This is a genomic window from Cytobacillus solani, assembly GCF_006704205.1.
Taxonomy (GTDB): Bacteria; Bacillota; Bacilli; order Bacillales; family Cytobacillaceae; genus Cytobacillus; species Cytobacillus solani.
In genome coordinates this window covers 4,493,394-4,511,562 of sequence record NZ_CP041305.1, presented here as the reverse complement: position 1 = coordinate 4,511,562, position 18,169 = coordinate 4,493,394, and the positions used below count along the sequence as shown (strand labels likewise).

The following is an 18,169-nucleotide window of genomic DNA, read 5'->3' as shown; positions in this document are numbered from 1 at the left end:
TCTTACATTTATGCATGTATATTTAGAAAAATAAATTAGTTGGATGCTAGAGCATGTTTTGGCAAGAAAAGTATGAAATTTGTCCCGCCATTCGATGTCAGCGTAATATTTCCACCGTGTTTTTCGATAACTTGTTTGGCAATCGCAAGTCCTAACCCTGTACCACCATCGCTCTTGCGCGACTGATCCCCGCGAACAAAAGCATCAAATATGTTATCTTTAATAGCTAGTGGAATGCCCACCCCGTCATCTTGAATATAAATTTTAACGCCTTTTACCGTTGTCGAAAGCTTCAATTGCACGGTTGTACCTTGTGGATTATATTTTAATGCATTCGAGAGAATGTTAGATATAGCTCTGTATAACCATGTATAGTTAAATGGAAAATTGATTTCGCCTTTAGGGATATCAAATTGAAAGATAAATTTTTTTTCTGCAAATACTTCGTAATATTCTGCAGCGATTTCTCTTGTGAATTCGGCTATATCATCTATTTGAAAGTTAAAAGGATACTGAGGGCTATCCAGTTTAGATAAAGCAAAAATGTCGTCAATAAGTATTGATAGAAGCTCTGCTTTATCAGAGATTAAACGTAAAATTCGCTGCCGTCGGTCGTCTTCATTAATTAGCCCTAATTCCATCGCTTCGATATAACCTCTAATTGTGGTAATCGGTGTCTTTAGATCATGAGAGAGGTCCACAAGCATACGTTGCTTGTTTTCCTCTAGGTGTTGCTTTTCCTTTTTCATTCGTTCTAGTTTTTCTGCCATGGTGTTAAAATCGTCTTGGATTTGGGCAAGTTCATAACTTGCTTTAAATTTTAGTCGTTTATTGTATTGACCACGAGCAATGTCTTGGATGCCATCTGCAATTGAACGAAGTGGCGTGGTAAGCCTGGATGCCGTCCATTTTCCAAAAATATATACAGCAATCGTCAATAAAGAGAGAAAGAGAAGAAGAGTCTGCAAGAGCATTTTGTAAAAGTCCTGTTCGTGGTTTTGATTATCCTGACCATCCATAGTGTTAACCGTTTCAGATAGAACTGTATCGTTTTCATGGGTAATGTCCGCAAAATAATTAAGAATCTGCTCATTTAATAAAAACAATGAAAAGGCAGCAATAAGAGCAATTATAATAAAGAAATAACTATATGTAATAATTAACATCCGCTGAAGGCGATTCTTTGATTTCATGGAATCAGCTCATCTTTCTTGGCAAACCGATAACCAAGTCCGCGAATGGTTTTTATATATACCGGTTTCCTAGGACATTTTTCAATCTTTTCACGAATTCTGCTGATTTGAACCATTATTGCATTGTCATCTGCGATATAATACTCATCCCATGCACGTTCAAAAATTTGTTTTTTTGTAAAGACCCGTCCCGGTTCACTCATCAAGAGTTTTAACAGTTCATATTCTCGAGCACTGAGTGGAATCGGTTTGTCTTTGATATATAATACACATTCGCTGTGGGACAAAAGTAAATGCCCTAACTTCAGGTGAGAGGGCTGTTGAGCAGAAAATGAGTCATTAAATTCATAAAACCTCCGTAACTGGGCTTGAATTCTAGCAATTACTTCTAAAGGACTAAATGGTTTAGAAATATAATCATCTGCTCCTAATTTCAATCCTGTTATTTTATCGAAGTCTTGGCTTTTGGCTGATAGTAAAATAACAGGGATTTTATATTCTTGACGGATCATTTGCAGCAATTGGTAACCATCGATGTTTGGCATCATTATATCAATAATAGCAAGGTCAATCGCGTGATTTTTCAACTCATCGAAAGCTGTTTTGCCATCTAACGCTTCTAATGTAATATATCCTTCCGCTTTTAAGTAAAGTTTTAACAAGTCTACAATATCAGGATCATCATCAACTATCATTATCGTTTTGACCATAGTCTATCCTCCTTCACATTTCATTTAATGGATTCTATTTCTCAATCTTCAATTCCTTTTAGATGTGTGTATTGTAAGATAAATGAAAGATTAGTAGATATCTGAACTGAACATTTTTTTTAAAATTACCCAAAATTGAATTTCAATTCACCATCAACCCGCTACGCCACAAAATTGACATTATAATTAAGGGCGGACTCCCTTCTATGCCAGTTTTAGTCATACAAGCGTTCTAGCAATCCTATCTCATAACCCTTTGCTACTGCTCCAACCCTCGTCTTCACATCAAGTTTTCGGTTAATAGCAGCCATATGATATTCTACCGTGCGCTGGCTCATCGCTAACTCCCTAGCAATTTCCTTATTTGTCTTCTCCAGTGCGACTCGCTTTAGTACTTTCTTCTCTGTCGGTGTCAATTGGTCAGCTCTCGGTAATATAGTCATTTTCTCCGGTACAATCCGCAGCCCAAGCATACTCTGCCGGATGGCGTTTATAATTTGTGGATAGGTCGCCTGTTTAGATAAATAAGCGTGAATTCCTATCTCATACGCTTTATGCACATACTCATCGTAGACATAACCTGACAGCACGATCAACTTGATTGCCATATCGTAAGTCCTCTTTATTTCTACTGCCAAGTCGAACCCCGTCATACCTGGCATTGAAATATCAATAATGGCGACGTCCGGCTTCAGAGCACCGATACGTTTAAGCAACACGTGCGGTTCATTGAATGTCCCTACGACCAGCATATCCTGCTCACGCTCCAGCCGATTCTTCAATCCCTCCATGACAAGCGGATGATCATCTAGTAATAACACCTTGATTGGTTGCTCCATATTTTGCTTCACCTCCCTGTTTCGGCAGCCTAATGCGCACAATCGTTCCACGTTCAGCTTCTGAATCAATTTCGATGTCTCCTCCAAATTGGGCGATTTGACTGCTGATCGTGACAAGTCCGAATCCTTGAGAATCGGACCGAATCCCGCTCACATTTGCTGGATCGAATCCAATGCCGTTATCGATAATTTGTCCGTAGAACGCATCATCCATCTCCCATAACCGAATCTCTAGCTTCTGTGCCCTCGCATGCTTGACCGTATTATTAGCAAGTTCACGCACAATGCGAAATAGCGTCATCTTGTATAACGAAGGCAACGTAACGGGCAGTTTGTTTTCCAATTTGATAGCAGGGCCTCCATTCTCCTTAACTGTGCGTGCGAGCCAGAGCAGCGCTGCATCTAGCCCTGCCTGATCGATGATGTGCGGGTATAAATGATCACACAGCATTCGGATATCGCGTTGCGTATCATACAAACATTTCAACCAGACGGCAGTCAACTGCTTGTCACTTTGTTCGGTATCGTGTAATTCTTCTAAATCGCGTGCAAGAAAGATTAGGTTCTGCAAAACATGATCATGCAAGTAATATGACATTCGAACCCGCTCTGCCTGCTGTGCCTCAAGCATTTTGAATTCCGTGGTTTCCTTTGGTAACCCACTTTTCGCTTCTCGTAAATCGTCGAGTAGGGCAGCACCCATTAGTAGACGGACGGTTTCCAGCCTTACTTTGTCGATTAAGCCGAGCTCTTCTGGTGTAAAGGATGTATTATTCTTTTTTGAACCAAGTCCCAAATAGCCAATGACCATTCCGTCTGGCTGCACAAGACCCATCACTTGTGCAAAAACACTCAGGTCGGATTGACGGAAATGGGTTAACTCCCGCATCTCGACAAATGGCCCTGTTCCATAGAAAATTGGTTCACTTCCCCGCTTCCAAGCGAAGCAAAGTCCCTCAATGTCTGTCACACTATGGACAAGCTCTGTTGGCATTCGTAGTAGATCACGGCTATTTCGATGCTCGGCGAACCTTATCGACATCTCCAAGCGCTGTCGTTCCAGACGATTTTCCCGTTTCTCCCGCTGCCGTTTGAAGTTATCAAGGCCGATTCGATGCAGCCATGTCAGGCCAACGAACGCGCCACACAATGTAAGTGTTAGCAAAGATGCACTAGAACGGATAAGAGCCGCAATCAGGATTGTCGCAAGCCCAACATACAAACCATGAATAACTAAACTGGGAAGATAGAAGCGGATGTCGAGCAGCTTTTGTCTAGTCCACAGCCATAGTATGGAAGCAGGAAGGATAACGAGACCGGCCAATGTCATATCTGGCAACGCTATGTATTCCCCCCATAGCAGGTCGGGGAGTGCATACAGAAACAGGTAGGGCATCAGGCCAAATGTCAACGCGGTAACAAATGTCAGCAACCGGTTTTTTTCAGCTCGATCCATCCCGCGCCAATATACGATAGCAATTACTAATATGGCAAGTAATGTACCAATCAGAGCTGCATTAAGAGCGCTTCGGGTCCACCCTGGGATGTCCCCCAGCGAGAAAACCAGTAAAGCGTATACGGCGAATAAGGAAGCCAATACCCTGTAGGCAGCCATCACTAAACCAATCCACCCTGGGACCGTACGAAACACGAAGGCAACGAAGAAGGCAAACAGCAGGTAAGGCAACCAACTTGCAACGACAGGCAACATCAGTCCAGTTAGCACCATCTCTGTCGAATAGACCGATAGCAGCGTCGCCGCCATGAATACGTTTAATGCATAAAAGCGGCGCACCATATAGGACTCAGGCTTGTTCCGATAAGCAGCCAGTCCGATAACGAGTAGCGACAGTTCCGCGCAGGCTGCAAACAAACTCTTATACAAATCTGGCATTCCTGCGTCGATGCTCAATTCGAAGCGACTCAAACCCTCACGCTCAAATTCAAGTGCCCCCAATCGCTTCAAATAAGCACGATCACCGAGCTTCATCACTTCTGGTTTTTGGCCGTCAACTGACAGAAGTCTGTCACCGATATGGACGTTCTCTCTCGCTTTACCGGCCGGATCGATGGATGTAACGACCCAGGTGCCCCCATCTTCGCGGAACATTAAACCAGTATATGGGTTTTTTAATGTGATGGCATGAATATAGACCGCAACAAGCAGGAATAACAAGGCTGAGCTGTATACTGCCAAATTATATTTGTGTGCAATTTCCGGCAAATTGCATCACCTCTCTTCGAATGTAATACTCTAAAAAATCAATAAGTCGCTCATAAAAGCTAAGGTACATAACAAACTAGGGCTTATCGCACACCAACCAAATACATATTAATCATTCCCCATAAAAAATTGACGAACAGATGCAGCAAGATAGCCCCATAAATATTTTTCCGCAACTTGACTAAGATTTCTTCCGGGATAATTACAGCTAACGGAACGTACGCCCAGTTGATTGGTGCTTGCCACATATGATAGAACTGAAAAATAATCGCAATCCATAGCCAGTCAAGTTTGAGGCGTCCAACCTTACGGAGTAAATAGCCTCGAAAATAAATTTCCTCGCCAATAAAGTTGCCAATTAGGCCAATTAGCAACAACAGCAAGGGAAAGTTCGGGTCGTAATACCCTTGATAAAAAACATGCCATTCCCCCATATGGAAAGCTGGGAATCCATTCAACCATTCAAACAACGGAGGATAGACGTATTTTACATAAGGCAACGCTAAAAACGTGAATAGAATTGTCAAAATCGGAAAGATGAGCAGCAGCCCTTTCAAATCAAGTCTGGCAAAACCTAAGTATACGAACGATTCCTTGAATGAGAGTCCGTCCTTATAACGCAGCATCAGGAAAGGAACAAGCATATGCCAGCCAGCGCTCATTAGGACGAGAACATATAACTGCACATAGTGAGCTGATAAGCCGGTCCATGCCATCATCAACTCTCGAAGCGGATAGATGAACAAATATGCAATCAGACCGGGTAACAAGCCAAGAAACAAGTAGAAGGAGATTTCTTTCTTTGTCTTGGCTTCAAACTTACGCACAAAACCGACATAGTTCGGATCGGACAAGTTGAAAAAATTAACAAATTTATAGTAGACCTTGGACATGACAACATCCCTCCATACAATCTCAAAATGAGTGTTAATCCCCTTAGTACACTCATTGATCATAGCGGAATTCGCTGTCAACAGAATCCGTATTGGCCGTCAACTTTCAGTTTTCCCACGCATTATTTTTGCGTGTTCACGCAAAGAACTGTATCGCTCTATTGTTATGCTCAAACTTCGTTCAATAAATTGCTACCAAGATTAATACTAATCACTCTCCATTAATTATATTGAAAATATTTACAAAATCGCCAAATAAATTAACAAGATATTAATGACTATAGTTTATTTTTAAAACTTGCCACAGGATAGCGCCATTTTGCTGAAGGTCAGAACTATAAAAGTATAATAAGAAATAGATTAGTCCTTGTTGAACTAACGCACTAGTTAGTTCAAGAAAAAAGGATGAAGTTTACTTCATCCACTTGTTGAGATTTTTGTTCAATTTTGTTTAATTAAATAAACTTATTACCTTTCAGGCTGTAAATGATTATAAGAATCAAGCCCAAATTGTCCCATAATCCATTGCAATCGCTCTCTATAAGCAGTATCGCACTCTGTAAAAAGATGGTCAGTTTCATACCAAGCAACTTCCTTCGGTGAACTTGCAACAGTGTAATATGTATTCGCTTGGTCTTTCGATATAAATTCGTCATTACTACTAAATTGAAAGAACAGTGATGCAGGTGCAGCTTTTTTAATGTAATGAACTGCATCCAATGGCTCCAATTCAGAAATAAATTTATTAAATTGTTCTCTCGATAACTTATTACGAATCAAAACTGCTAATGGGTGTTCACTTGTTTTATGCCACTTGGACACACTAGAGAACCCAGCAATAAGAACGTATGATTTAATACGTTCATCAACTCCAGCAAGCACTCCACCCCAAGTGGCTCCCAGGCTATGCCCAACATATACAAGTCGTTCAGAGTCAACATTGTCTAAACTTGAAAGAAGGTCAATACCCCTTTGAAGGTCTACTACAGTCTGAATGTATCCCTGAATGTCAACTACCCCCTCTACAATAAGGGTTAGTACCTGTTCTTGAGACAAATCCTGGGGAGGAGCCTTTCGCATAGAAGGTGCGTCAATTAATAGAGAAATCACACCTTTCGAAGCCAAATCCTCAGCTTCTGATAAAAAAGTCGCTCGATTCCCTTGACCGGGGTGCAAAAAAACGACTGCTGGAAAAGACTGTCCTTCTTTATTTGGAACAACTAAATAAGCAGGTACGTTCCCACCAAGTGGGCTTAAATAGGATACATCCCTGACTGTATAACCATCCTTCCTAATAATTGAAAATTCTTTAAAATCTAAAGGCAAAGAACGCTCATACTCAAACACATATACCACTCTCCCTGGATAGTTTAATAATGTATGAATCTATAAAACAAAAATACCATAATTTACTATCTTTGTTAAACACTTATGTTTCTTTAACATCTATTAAAAGTCCAAAAAATTAATTTTCTGTATTATCGTTACAATCTAAATTTGCTGAAATACCCCAGAAACGTTCGTTTCAATCAAGTGAAAATACAAAAACAGGAAAAGAAAAACAACTTGTTTTTTTTTTCCTGTTTCATTTTAAGGACTTATGGACAGCCCTTGCAATTCTTCTATTTACCCCGATGCAGGTATTGTTGTGTGGCATTTCCTGCATTAAATTCCTCAGTAATATATTGAACAGCTTCTTGTAGGGCTAATTTACTGTTACAAGTGAAAATATCTATTGCAGCATAACGGTATTCTGGCCACGTATGAATCGTTAAATGTGATTCTTGAATAATGACTACACCGCTAACCCCGTAAGGTAAAAAATGATGGAAATGTTCGGCCACAATTGTTGCCTTTGCTTTATGGACAGCTTGGCACATAATCGTTTTAATTTTTTGCACGTCATTGAGTAATGCATCATTGCAATCATGCAACTCTAATAAAATATGATGCCCTAATACATGCTGGGATTGTATCTTTTGTACTGTTCTCTTAATTTGTGAAAACTTTTTATTTTTGCAATTCGGGCAACCACTTGCTTGAAGTTGGGCAATCGTGGTGTACTGATAGCCAGCGCCGACTGTAAGTGCGTGCTGACAATGGATACACTGATAAACAACGGATTTCCGCTCAATTTCTCCTGTATAAATTGGTCGCGTAAATTTACGCTGATTAGGAATATAGGAATTCATTTGCTCTGTTGTTTGTAATACGAATAATTGGCTAGTAGCACCTAAAATCTGTGCACCTTCATAGGTGTTTATGTCGTATTGAATACTTTCAATTACGAAGCCCATAGCATGTAAGCTTTGTTGTAGTTGCCACTGCTTTTGATAGCTACGTTTAGCGTAGGAAAAAAACACATGTCGCATTGCTTCTGGCTTTAGTGCGTTAATCGCACGTGATAAAAAAAGCTGTGCGCCAATTAAGGTATACGGTGTATCTGTGTATACGCAATCAAACTGATGGGCGTATGTTTTAGGCAAAGGCTCCTGAACGTTATAATAATCTGTTTTAATCGGTAATTCATAGTCTTTAGCTATTTTGTAAATCGTACATAAAATTCGTCTATCAATATCTAACACAACAATTTCAGTTGTAGAAAATGGAGCAATTTTCTTTAGTAAAAACGCTAATGCAACACTGATGAAATCATCGTCGCCTAAACACAAAATACGCTTATTGAATAGCATCGTATAGTCTAGTGCAAGCAATGCACGTTTTAAGGCCGTCTCAACTGTACATTTTGCTTGATCAATTGCCACGTCAGCTGTAGGTCTAGCGTCATAAATAGTGCTTAATTCACTTATATTTTGAGTAATCCATTCTGTACGAAATGCATCATCGGTCGTTAATTGAAGGTAGAGTTTAGCATCAGCACCTGAGAGTTGAAAATATTGCGAGACAGCAAGCTGGCCCTTTTTCGTTAAGCTATGTTTCCCCCAACCTCTTTTAGCAAATTCTTTCTTCATTGCTGAAACGATAGGTATTGGTAAGTCTGTCGTATGAGCTAAAGATTTAGTTGTGCAATTTTTATGGAAATATAAAGCAAGTAGAGCTTTTTCTAATGTGTGATAATGTTCTTCAAGCTGCATATCAGCTGTAATTTGTTGTAATTGTTTTTGCATTGTAGATTCGTCCTCTCAATTTTAATATGTGAAAAATTAAAATTGTCTGAATCAACGAATAGAAAAAGCGCGACTAAAATTAGTCGCGCCTAATGTTTATAAGAAGCTACCTAATTCTAATCTTGCTTTTTTTGTACAACAAATAACACCCCGGACGGGTGGTTTGTTCGACAAAATTAAGCTATTATGTTGATTCAGATTAGAATTCTACAATTAACAAAAAGTTCACCCTTTAATAAAATAGTACTTCTACTATATAATATGTAAAAAAATTTCTCAAATATTTCGTAAATCATAAGTTGATAGTATAATATTTGCTTGGAAATGTATAAATTGGTGATCTGGATTTTATTTCCTTCATTGTCAATAATGATTCGTCTATTGCCTTGCATGCTTGATTCTACAGCCTAATGCACAAGAAGGAGGATAAATTATTATCCTCCTATTTGCTTATATATAGTTGCTTTTACCTTATGCTTTTTAATGCGCCGCTCCAAGCAATCACTTAGTCTAGCATAAGATTCACATTATTAAGATGTAATTCAGCTGGTTTGAAGATTGACAGAATGACACAGGTTAATTATGTTTTTAATGCCCTATTGCCGTTCTCTTTAAAAATCATATTCTTCGTCTTTTTTCGCACGGATGGACTCAAAGGCTTCAACTGTTAATACTGTATCTTCGACTAGGCGTTCTAACCGGAAAAGGATATCATCATTTACAATTTTTTTACGTAAAAAGTCCTTTTCTTCAATAAATACATACGTTGGAACGATATGAGCTTTCATATACGCTAAGATTGGCTTTAATTGTTGCTCCACCATTAAATAGTGCTTCGCTGTACCAGCTGTCACAACACTACTTACAACTTTGTCACGGAATGCGTTAACCGGTAGCAAGTCAAAGATATTTTTGAGTGTTGCCGGAATGGATGCTTGGAATGTTGGTGTCCCAATGATAAGGGCATCTGCTGCCATTATTGTCTCTGTAACGTATTTTGTATCCCCTTCATATTCAAAGTAATTACGTCCATCACTAAATTCCACTGTATATTCTGCTAAATCTAAAAGTATGACTTCATGCTCAGGGTACTTTTGTTTAAGCATTTTAACTGTTTTAAGCATGGCTGTTTTTGTCTTTGAACCGACGATAGATCCCGCTAATGCTACAATTTTCATGTTATTCGCCTCTATTCTAATGGTTAAATGTTTTTTTGATTGCTAGAATGAAATTGTTTGTGATGATTTCGATGACAAAAAAACTCTATCTTTTGTAACCCACTATCTTCAATTACTGTATTTGTTTTCATGCCTACGATTGGACCTGCGTGCGAGGGTTTTCATGTTGTTCTCTCCCCATTATTTGGCTGTATATTTTTTGATAGCTGGAATGATATCGTTCCCGATGATTTCGATGTTTTTCATGATCTTTTCAAAAGGGACGCCACCGAAGTCAATTTGTGCCATAAAACGCTGCATACCGTAAAGTTCATTTTGATATAGGATTTTTTCGATTATTTGTTGTGTGCTGCCCACCATTAATGCGTCACGTGTATCAGGTGCTTGGGCAAATTGCTGTTTAGGGTAGCCACTACCACGAATCGCCTGGAATCCACCATTGATATGTGGATACATGCCTTGCAATGCTTCTTTAGTTGTATTTGCTACATAGAACAAGCTTGTTGTTGCAATTGGTAATGATTTTGAATCAAAGCCACTCAGTTCAGCTGCCTCACGATATGCATCAACTGAGTGCTTAAAGTTGATTGCTGGTCCGCCTAATGTAGTCAGCATCATTGGAATTCCCATATGGCCGGCTTTAATGGCACTCGCAGGTGGCCCACCGACAGCACGCCAAATGGGAAGTGAGCCATTTTTTGGCTGTGGCAGAATATGTGCATTTTGTAATGGAGCACGGAATTCGCCTTGCCATGTAACATGATCTTCTTCGTTTATTTTTTTGAGAAGTTCTAATTTCTCCTCGAAAATTTCCTCATAATCCTGTAAATCAATCCCAAGTAAGTGATAAGCGCCAACACGAGAACCACGACCTGCAACGATTTCAGCACGGCCGTCTGAAATTAAATCGATTGTGGCGAAGTCCTCATACACACGTACAGGGTCTGATACGCTTAATACCGTTGCAGAACTTGTAATTTTAATTTTACTTGTTGCTTGTGCTATGGCACCAAGAACTACGGTATGAGCTTGAGTTGTAAAGTATGTCTGATGACTTTCACCAACACCAAATACATCAATACCAGCTTGTTCTGCAAGCTTGCTTGCCTCAATTAATTCATTAATTCGTTGCCCGGCTGAAATACGCTCACCTGTAATTGGGTTGGGAATATGGTCTCCCAACGAGTACAGTCCAAATTCCATGCCTTTTGATGGATTGATTCGATATTGTTCCATAATTAATCCCCCTCAATTGGTTGTAGCTTTTCTTCAATTTCAGCACGATGACCTTCTAAAAACGGTGGTAAATCTAATTTATCTCCTAGTGTTTCGATGTCACCGTCGATTGTAAAACCCGGTCCGTCTGTAGCAATTTCAAATAGAATACCATTTGATTCGCGGAAGTATAAGCTCTTAAAGTAGAATCGATCCACAATGCCCGACGATTGGAAACCTCGTGCTCGTACTTGTTTATCCCAGTAAGCAAGCTCTACCTCATCTTTAACACGAATGGCTAAATGATGAATACTGCCACGTCCTGGTTTTTCAGAAGGACCGTCTAAAGATTTCACAACGATTTCTCCAAATACTTGGCCTTGTATCGATTGGAAAATTGCTTCATTTTTCATACGTGATACTTCTATATAGCCAAAAACTTGAGTAAGTGTATCCGCTAGTTTATCGAGTCGGCGCACCGTCATTTCCACGGAGCCCATCCCTTGAATTTGATATTCTATTGGAACGGTTGATTTTTCCCACGTTTCCCAATGCCGGGCTTTCTCAACGCTCGACACAAGTAGTACCATACGAAGGCATCAGAATCTTCAAAGTGAAGGGCTGGTTTATTGGCATACGTTGTGATGTCACTGTGTTGTACGCCGTATTCCTCAAAACGGCCTTTCCAATAGATTAAGCTCGCTTCTGTTGGTACAAGCAAACCGATTTGGGTGATAGCATTTGTGCCTCGATATGTGCGTCCAGCGAGTGGGATCTCAAAGAATGATAACTCTGTGCCGGCACTTCCTGTTTTATCTCCGTAAAATAAGTGATACATCGACGGATCATCTTGGTTTACCGTTACTTTCACACGCCGTAAACCAAGTACATCACGATAAAAGTAATTATTTTGTTTTGCATTTTTTGTAATCATTGAAATATGATGATGTCCAGGAATTGTAATCATAAGTATTTCCTCCTATTATCATTTGAATAGTCAAGTGATAAAGTAAAAAAATTACCTGTTCGGCAATTTCTTTTTTTCACTATTTTTTTGTACACGTGACATGAGCAAATACAACATTTTTTGTTCCTCTTCCGATAAACACTCATCAAAGAATGAGGATTGAAACTCAAGCTGATCCTCAAAGGCGTTTTCTAGTTTTTCGCGTCCCTTATTCGTTAACGAGATCGTTTTCGTTTTCCACTCTTGCTTGCGTTCAATGAGTCCTTCTTTTTCAAGTCGAGCGAGCATACGCGAAATACCACCTTGTGTCACTGTGACTTTCTCAGCAAGCTCACTTTGTGTTAATGGTTCATATGTTGAGATTTGCATTAAAACATCAAATTGTGCAGTTGTTAAATCAAATTGCTTTAAAAAGTCATTTGATAATAAATTACTTTGATGTGTGAATCGAGTAAGCCGCAGCCAGATTAATGACCCGCGAGTATTTTTTTGCATATTGTTTATCACTCCCTTTCGTCATAATCACTTTACCACTCAATTGATGACATTGCAAGAAAAATATCTCAAATTCGAAACACTTTATTATTTTCCATAAATCTATTAGAATTAGATTTTCCTCCTAGTACAATATCTAAAATTCCTTATTTCAAGATACTGATATCATTAGGTACTTCCCCGATTTCAATTGTATCAATTACTTTATTTTGTTCTGTATCGATAATCGTCACCGTGTTTTCAAACATATTTGTCTCATAGAGTCGCTTGCTATCAGAACTTTTTACGACACCATGAGCACGTTTGTAGGTACTTTTTGGTCAAAAAAAATGATAAAAATCTCCCTTCTCTCCGTATACAATTTCAATTAAAAAACCGTTATTTTGAAAAAAGATTAATCAAAATGACGGTTTTTTGTTTAATTAAATACCATTTTTTTATTATTATAATTATAAAGAAAGAAAATATAGTCTTTCCCTTAGTGATCCATTCTTAAATTCAAATTTAGCTTTCTATGCAAGATTTAGACCCTTAGCGAGCCACGGAAGCCCCTGGCAGCATAGTAAGAGTCTGCTCCGTTGTGGTACACGAAGACGTGCCCGAAACGATAATCGCAAAAAAGGGCACCGCCGAGTTTTCTAATATCAGTGGGCGTTTGCACCCAACTCGACGTTTTATTATCGAAATTTCCAAGTTTCTGCAGCGCTCGATATTGATCTTCGGTTAAAAGTTCAATGCCCATGTCAGCTGCCATATCAATAGCGCTATTTTCTGGTTTATGTTTTTTTCTTGACTCCAGGGCCTCACGGTCGAAACAAACACTTCTGCGGCCTGAAGGACTTTCCGCTGAACAATCATAAAAAATGTATTCGTCTTTCTTTTCATCATGGTCAACAACATCCGGTTCTCCGCCAGTTCTTTCCATTTCATTGAGCGACCACAGTTTTTCTGTATTATCTTCCAGCTTTGCTTGGATTTTAGCCCATTCAAGACCTTTATGGCGGTTCATATTTTTTTCAAAACGAGCTTTCAACACTTTAAGTAATTCTTCGTGTTGTTCTAGTGACATCTCTTTTTTATTGTCGTCCTTATTTCCCTCAGTCATGTTCTTTTCCTCCTTATTTTTTTACTAATAATAATAGATCGTTTTTCTGAAACACCTAAGAAATCAGGAGATTATCAACCTTTTTAAATATAAAAATCAAACAAGCCTAATTAATTTTACCTCAAAACAAATTATTTTTGAAATGCGTATAATATTTCGTATTTATGCCCTGCAGAATAAGCCTGAACCTATATATGCTTTTTCTTATAACCTCGGTTAGCGTGAATGGCGTTTGCTGCATGAATCACCTACTAGAACAATGAAAAAAGTGTGTTAATCCTCATTGGAATTTACAAACCCCCATTGCTAATAGTCTTAGCCATTTGCTGAGTTAATATTTCATTTCGAGAGTATACCTTAACATTTCCTCCGATAGAGAAGGTTCGTTAACCGAATGAATATTTTGTAGTTCCTCACCTCTCTTTTTGCTTCAAAATTCTCTTTTCCTATAAAAAGCTAGTGAAATATAATATGAGCAAATTAGAATGAGAACGAGTGGAACTGCTAATATCAGTAAAAGTTCAATATCTGAGCTATTACTGATGAATGTGACTATGTCCTGGCTCAACATCAGTTTATTGTTTTTACTTAAATAACTTACCAATCCAGTTCCACCAAAAACAAAAACAAAGAAAATAATTAAGTTTGCCATTTTAGATTTTAAAAAGCCGTACTTAAAAATTAAAGGAAAGGATATCGAACAAAACAAGGTAACAGTAATAATTGCACCAATTAATCCTGAAAAATTAAAATGGAATATCAAGTGGAAGATTTAGTAAATTAACAATAAAATATATTAGATAAAATCCAATAGCTGCATATGCAGCATAAATATAAATAGACACGTATTTAGATAAAACTATGGTAGCTCTCTTGATAGGCAAACTAATGAGAATGATATCGCTATTATTCTTATCTTCTAGTGCACTTGCTCCTAACACTAATTGATAGGTTATAGCCAAGACACCTACTGTTAGTCCAGCAGGACCTATATTAGAAAGGGTTATGGTAAAAAAGATTATTAATAGAACAGACAATTTTAAAGCTCTCTTTTGCATCAAAATATCCTTTTTAATAAGATGATACATGATGATCACTCCTTCTCGTGTAAAACACCATAATATCTTCTAGCGTCGGTTTTTCAATTATTACGGAATTACCATATTGTTTAATTACTTCTTTTTTATCTTTGCATAATGCTTCAAATCCAAAATCGTTTTGTTTTAGTCCAATAAAGTTTAATGGATCATTGGTAGTCAATTGTTTTTTACTGCCTTTTACGATACAGTGTTCCTCTAAAAGTTCATCCTTTGTTTTGCTCAAAATGATTTCACCATTATTAATTAAAGTAATAAAATCGGCAATTTTGTCTAAGTCAGATGTAATATGGGTTGAAAAGAAAATGGATTTGTTTTCATCCTGTAACAATGATTGCAGAATTTCTAATAGTTCAGATCGTATAAGCGGGTCTAATCCTGAAGTTGGCTCATCCATTATTAATAGTTCGGCATGATGGGAAAGAGCAATGGCTAAAGAGAATTTCATCTTCATTCCTTTTGATAAATGCTTTATTTCTTTATTTATAGGCAGTTCAAAGTCTTTAGCGTATTTATTGAAAATTCTTTCATCCCATCTACAATAAAATGGACTTATGACTTCTTTCATTTCTTTTACAGTTAATTCTTCGTAAAAATGATTTTCATTATAAACAAAACCAATTCTTTCTTTAATTGAGATATTATTTGATTCGTTGTCTATTCCAAAAAATTTTATTTCTCCACTATCTTTCTTTATTAAATTCATAATTAGTTTTATAGTAGTACTCTTCCCAGAACCATTAGGACCGATGAAGCCCATTATGTACCCTTTTTCAAGAGTGATATTAACTCCTTTTAAAGAAAAGTCTTTAAAGCTTTTCGATAAATTGGTAATTTCCATCATATTATTCATTTTTACCACCCCTCATATATAATTTTGACCATATCTTGAAGCTCTTCTAATGTTAAGCCAACCAGTTTTGCTGTATCGATTGCCTCTATCATTTTTTCTTCAATCATTTTTACTTTGGTCTCACGAAACATATCTTTGTTAATTGCTGCAACATATGAACCCTTTCCGGCAACTGTAACGATAAATCCTTCATTTTCTAGTTCATCATAGGCTCGTTTAGTTGTAATAACACTGATTTTTAGTCCCTTAGCTAAATTCCTAATTGATGGGAGAGGTTGGGATTCTACCAGTTCTCCCTTAATAATTTGCTCTTTTAATTGATTTACTAACTGTAAATAAATTGGTTCATCCGCAGAGTTTGAGATAATAATATTCACTCATAACATTCCTCCATTCGTTATATCTGTATATACTGATATAACACCGAAGTCAATCTCATCCAGATTGATTAGCTTAATAATGATTAATGTCAATAAATTAAGACCTTCGTTTGTTCGAAGGTCTTAGGTAAATTTTAAATCATTCGGAATTATAAATGGTTTGATAAGCTGAAAAATTTTTTTGGAACCTTATTTTCTCCCAAAAATCCAACGCTATTTTATTCTCTATATCAGCATTAATTTGAATCAATATGATATCTTCTTTTTCAATCCAATTTCTTACGTTAGCTATTTGCTTAGCTAGCGTCTTACCTCAATCTACATACACTTCGTCTAATTGACCAAATAATTCTTCATCAAATACTTCCCTTAATAATTCCTAGTTGATTTCTTTAACTTCTTTAATGGAGATCTTTTTCTCAAGTCTGTTTATTAAGATGAGTATGTGGAAAAAATGAAAGTATATGTAAGATATGTGCGAAGGAGAAGTAGATGGATACTAAAAATGGATATCCAAAAAACAATTCAAATAATATGAATTGCTCAAAGTACAAAAGTCGCAATCTAGTGTCGGGGTTTCTGTTTGGAATTGGTCTAGCTGCTTTTATAGATGAGACTATTTTTCATCAACTATTGCGTTGGCATCATTTTTATGACAAGTCCACAACCGATATTGGATTAATCTCGGATGGGCTATTTCACGCTTTTAGTTGGTTTGCGACTATTGGAGGCCTGTTTATTTTTGCTGATCTGCGAAGGAGAAATGCATTGTGGCTTAGAAGATGGTGGGGAGGAGTTTTGGTCGGTGCAGGTGGATTTCAGTTATACGATGGTACAATCCAGCATAAACTGATGCGGATTCACCAGATTCGTTATGTAGAAAATGTAATTGTCTACGATCTAATATGGAACATACTGGCTATTTTCATGATCATTATTGGTTTTAGTCTTGTAGGTAGTAGACGAAATGGACAACAACCTGGAAAGGCTATTGCACATGATCATGAATAGTCATATCCGCTATCCTCATGGAATCAATATTTTTTATCATACATTTGGATTCATTCCACAGCTACTCTTGGCACTGCCATTTGTTTTGGCTTTGCTTTTTTACCTTCTTGCAGTATGGTCTACTAATAGGCGTTACAAGTCATGGCCGATATACCGAACGGTTTGCTGGGCTTTTGGTGTTGTCTTGGCTACTATTGCAGTTGCAGGTCCCCTGGCTAATCGTGCACATGTGGACTTTACTGCTCACATGTTTGGTCATTTACTTTTGGGAATGCTTGCTCCCTTGCTAATGGCCATGGCTGCACCGATGACCCTTTTACTCCGGACGCTAAGCGTTCCCTTTGCAAGACGGCTTTTAAAGGTTCTAAGGAGTTGGCCATTAATTATGTTTACCCATCCCATTGCTGCATCCTTCCTAAATATAGGAGGTCTTTGGTTATTGTATACTACTAGTCTATACTCGCTTATGCATGAGAGTGTTCTTTTGCATCTAGTAGTGCATTTCCACGTATTTTTAGCCGGTTATTTATTTACAGTGTCAATGATCTATATCGATCCGATCCCCCATCGGTTTCCTTTTTTAGATCGTGCAATCCTATTAGCTGCTGCCATAGCTGGACATGGTATTCTATCAAAGTATATTTACGCTCACCCTCCTAATGGGGTTCTTTTAAAAGAGGCAGAAATTGGAGGCATGCTTATGTATTATGGCGGAGATGCCATTGACATTGTTCTAATTTTCATCCTTTGTTTACATTGGTTTAGAGCAACCCGACCTCGAATTGGACTAGCTATAGGTCAGTAGTGAAAGGAATAAAGCTAATCGATATTATATCTTGAAAGTAAAAGCTCGATTTCTCATTGTAGTAACAGGGAAATCG

Annotated in this window: 18 protein-coding genes and 1 pseudogene; 2 read left to right on the top strand and 17 right to left on the bottom strand. The window is 37.9% G+C overall.

What is annotated here, in order from left to right:
- Positions 1-35 precede the first annotated feature (35 nt).
- The 17 genes and pseudogenes from FI644_RS22675 to FI644_RS22600 all read right to left on the bottom strand — a co-directional run bounded on the left by FI644_RS22675 (position 36) and on the right by FI644_RS22600 (position 16,274).
- Complete coding sequence (locus FI644_RS22675; protein ID WP_142108846.1) at positions 36-1,193, bottom strand: sensor histidine kinase; 1,158 nt, start codon at positions 1,191-1,193, stop codon at positions 36-38.
- Positions 1,190-1,903 (bottom strand): response regulator transcription factor, encoded by a 714-nt coding sequence (locus FI644_RS22670; protein WP_053476011.1) that lies wholly within the window; start codon positions 1,901-1,903, stop codon positions 1,190-1,192. The genes FI644_RS22675 and FI644_RS22670 overlap by 4 nt, the downstream gene beginning before the upstream one ends.
- A 215-nt stretch (positions 1,904-2,118) precedes the next feature.
- The gene (locus tag FI644_RS22665; RefSeq protein ID WP_245637787.1) at positions 2,119-2,793 is read right to left on the bottom strand and encodes a response regulator transcription factor; all 675 of its coding nucleotides are present in this window, start codon (positions 2,791-2,793) and stop codon (positions 2,119-2,121) included.
- Entirely contained in the window at positions 2,708-4,966 is a 2,259-nt protein-coding gene (locus FI644_RS22660; protein WP_142108845.1) for an ATP-binding protein, read from the bottom strand. The genes FI644_RS22665 and FI644_RS22660 overlap by 86 nt, the downstream gene beginning before the upstream one ends.
- 83 nt (positions 4,967-5,049) lie before the next feature.
- A complete protein-coding gene (locus FI644_RS22655; RefSeq protein WP_056684635.1) occupies positions 5,050-5,859 on the bottom strand; it encodes a CPBP family intramembrane glutamic endopeptidase in 810 nt (269 codons plus the stop codon).
- A gap of 468 nt (positions 5,860-6,327) precedes the next feature.
- Positions 6,328-7,206 (bottom strand): alpha/beta hydrolase, encoded by an 879-nt coding sequence (locus FI644_RS22650; protein ID WP_056684637.1) that lies wholly within the window; start codon positions 7,204-7,206, stop codon positions 6,328-6,330.
- 275 nt (positions 7,207-7,481) lie between these two features.
- Positions 7,482-8,987, bottom strand: a complete 1,506-nt coding sequence (speD, locus tag FI644_RS22645; protein WP_056684640.1) for an adenosylmethionine decarboxylase — start codon at positions 8,985-8,987, stop codon at positions 7,482-7,484.
- Between the two features lie 611 nt (positions 8,988-9,598).
- Positions 9,599-10,165, bottom strand: a complete 567-nt coding sequence (locus FI644_RS22640) for an NADPH-dependent FMN reductase (RefSeq protein ID WP_053476017.1) — start codon at positions 10,163-10,165, stop codon at positions 9,599-9,601.
- A 180-nt stretch (positions 10,166-10,345) separates the two neighbouring features.
- Positions 10,346-11,401, bottom strand: a complete 1,056-nt coding sequence (locus FI644_RS22635; protein WP_053476018.1) for an LLM class flavin-dependent oxidoreductase — start codon at positions 11,399-11,401, stop codon at positions 10,346-10,348.
- A gap of 2 nt (positions 11,402-11,403) precedes the next feature.
- Positions 11,404-12,347: pseudogene (locus FI644_RS22630) on the bottom strand (ring-cleaving dioxygenase).
- Positions 12,348-12,398: 51 nt separating this feature from the next.
- Positions 12,399-12,842 (bottom strand): MarR family winged helix-turn-helix transcriptional regulator, encoded by a 444-nt coding sequence (locus FI644_RS22625; protein WP_053476020.1) that lies wholly within the window; start codon positions 12,840-12,842, stop codon positions 12,399-12,401.
- Between the two features lie 146 nt (positions 12,843-12,988).
- Positions 12,989-13,090 (bottom strand): hypothetical protein, encoded by a 102-nt coding sequence (locus tag FI644_RS22620; RefSeq protein ID WP_082446578.1) that lies wholly within the window; start codon positions 13,088-13,090, stop codon positions 12,989-12,991.
- Between the two features lie 275 nt (positions 13,091-13,365).
- Entirely contained in the window at positions 13,366-13,947 is a 582-nt protein-coding gene (locus FI644_RS22615) for a DUF4256 domain-containing protein (protein ID WP_053476021.1), read from the bottom strand.
- 430 nt (positions 13,948-14,377) lie between these two features.
- Entirely contained in the window at positions 14,378-14,656 is a 279-nt protein-coding gene (locus FI644_RS27205; protein WP_252240213.1) for an ABC-2 transporter permease, read from the bottom strand.
- A 37-nt stretch (positions 14,657-14,693) separates the two neighbouring features.
- Positions 14,694-15,035: an ABC-2 transporter permease gene (locus FI644_RS27200; protein ID WP_256376272.1), complete on the bottom strand. Its 342-nt coding sequence runs from the start codon at positions 15,033-15,035 to the stop codon at positions 14,694-14,696.
- A complete protein-coding gene (locus FI644_RS22605; RefSeq protein WP_197282539.1) occupies positions 15,019-15,888 on the bottom strand; it encodes an ABC transporter ATP-binding protein in 870 nt (289 codons plus the stop codon). The genes FI644_RS27200 and FI644_RS22605 overlap by 17 nt, the downstream gene beginning before the upstream one ends.
- A gap of 11 nt (positions 15,889-15,899) precedes the next feature.
- The gene (locus FI644_RS22600; RefSeq protein ID WP_053476023.1) at positions 15,900-16,274 is read right to left on the bottom strand and encodes a GntR family transcriptional regulator; all 375 of its coding nucleotides are present in this window, start codon (positions 16,272-16,274) and stop codon (positions 15,900-15,902) included.
- A 495-nt stretch (positions 16,275-16,769) separates the two neighbouring features.
- Here FI644_RS22600 and FI644_RS22595 point away from each other — a divergent pair, with 495 nt between their 5' ends.
- Positions 16,770-17,288 carry a DUF2243 domain-containing protein gene (locus FI644_RS22595; protein WP_142108843.1) on the top strand — a complete coding sequence of 173 codons (519 nt, stop codon included), beginning with the start codon at positions 16,770-16,772 and terminating at the stop codon, positions 17,286-17,288.
- A complete protein-coding gene (locus FI644_RS22590; RefSeq protein WP_231690067.1) occupies positions 17,245-18,093 on the top strand; it encodes a cytochrome c oxidase assembly protein in 849 nt (282 codons plus the stop codon). Before FI644_RS22595 ends, FI644_RS22590 begins: the two co-directional genes overlap by 44 nt.
- Positions 18,094-18,169 lie beyond the last annotated feature (76 nt).

Coding starts and splice junctions, on each gene's coding strand:
- FI644_RS22605 (WP_197282539.1), bottom strand. CDS start 15,888: ATGATGGAAATTACCAATTTATCGAAAAGCTTTAAAGACTTTTCTTTA.
- FI644_RS22670 (WP_053476011.1), bottom strand. CDS start 1,903: ATGGTCAAAACGATAATGATAGTTGATGATGATCCTGATATTGTAGAC.
- FI644_RS27200 (WP_256376272.1), bottom strand. CDS start 15,035: ATGTATCATCTTATTAAAAAGGATATTTTGATGCAAAAGAGAGCTTTA.
- FI644_RS22640 (WP_053476017.1), bottom strand. CDS start 10,165: ATGAAAATTGTAGCATTAGCGGGATCTATCGTCGGTTCAAAGACAAAA.
- FI644_RS22620 (WP_082446578.1), bottom strand. CDS start 13,090: ATGTTTGAAAACACGGTGACGATTATCGATACAGAACAAAATAAAGTA.
- FI644_RS22625 (WP_053476020.1), bottom strand. CDS start 12,842: ATGCAAAAAAATACTCGCGGGTCATTAATCTGGCTGCGGCTTACTCGA.
- FI644_RS22590 (WP_231690067.1), top strand. CDS start 17,245: ATGGACAACAACCTGGAAAGGCTATTGCACATGATCATGAATAGTCAT.
- FI644_RS22675 (WP_142108846.1), bottom strand. CDS start 1,193: ATGAAATCAAAGAATCGCCTTCAGCGGATGTTAATTATTACATATAGT.
- FI644_RS22655 (WP_056684635.1), bottom strand. CDS start 5,859: ATGTCCAAGGTCTACTATAAATTTGTTAATTTTTTCAACTTGTCCGAT.
- FI644_RS22595 (WP_142108843.1), top strand. CDS start 16,770: ATGGATACTAAAAATGGATATCCAAAAAACAATTCAAATAATATGAAT.
- FI644_RS22635 (WP_053476018.1), bottom strand. CDS start 11,401: ATGGAACAATATCGAATCAATCCATCAAAAGGCATGGAATTTGGACTG.
- FI644_RS22615 (WP_053476021.1), bottom strand. CDS start 13,947: ATGACTGAGGGAAATAAGGACGACAATAAAAAAGAGATGTCACTAGAA.
- speD (WP_056684640.1), bottom strand. CDS start 8,987: ATGCAAAAACAATTACAACAAATTACAGCTGATATGCAGCTTGAAGAA.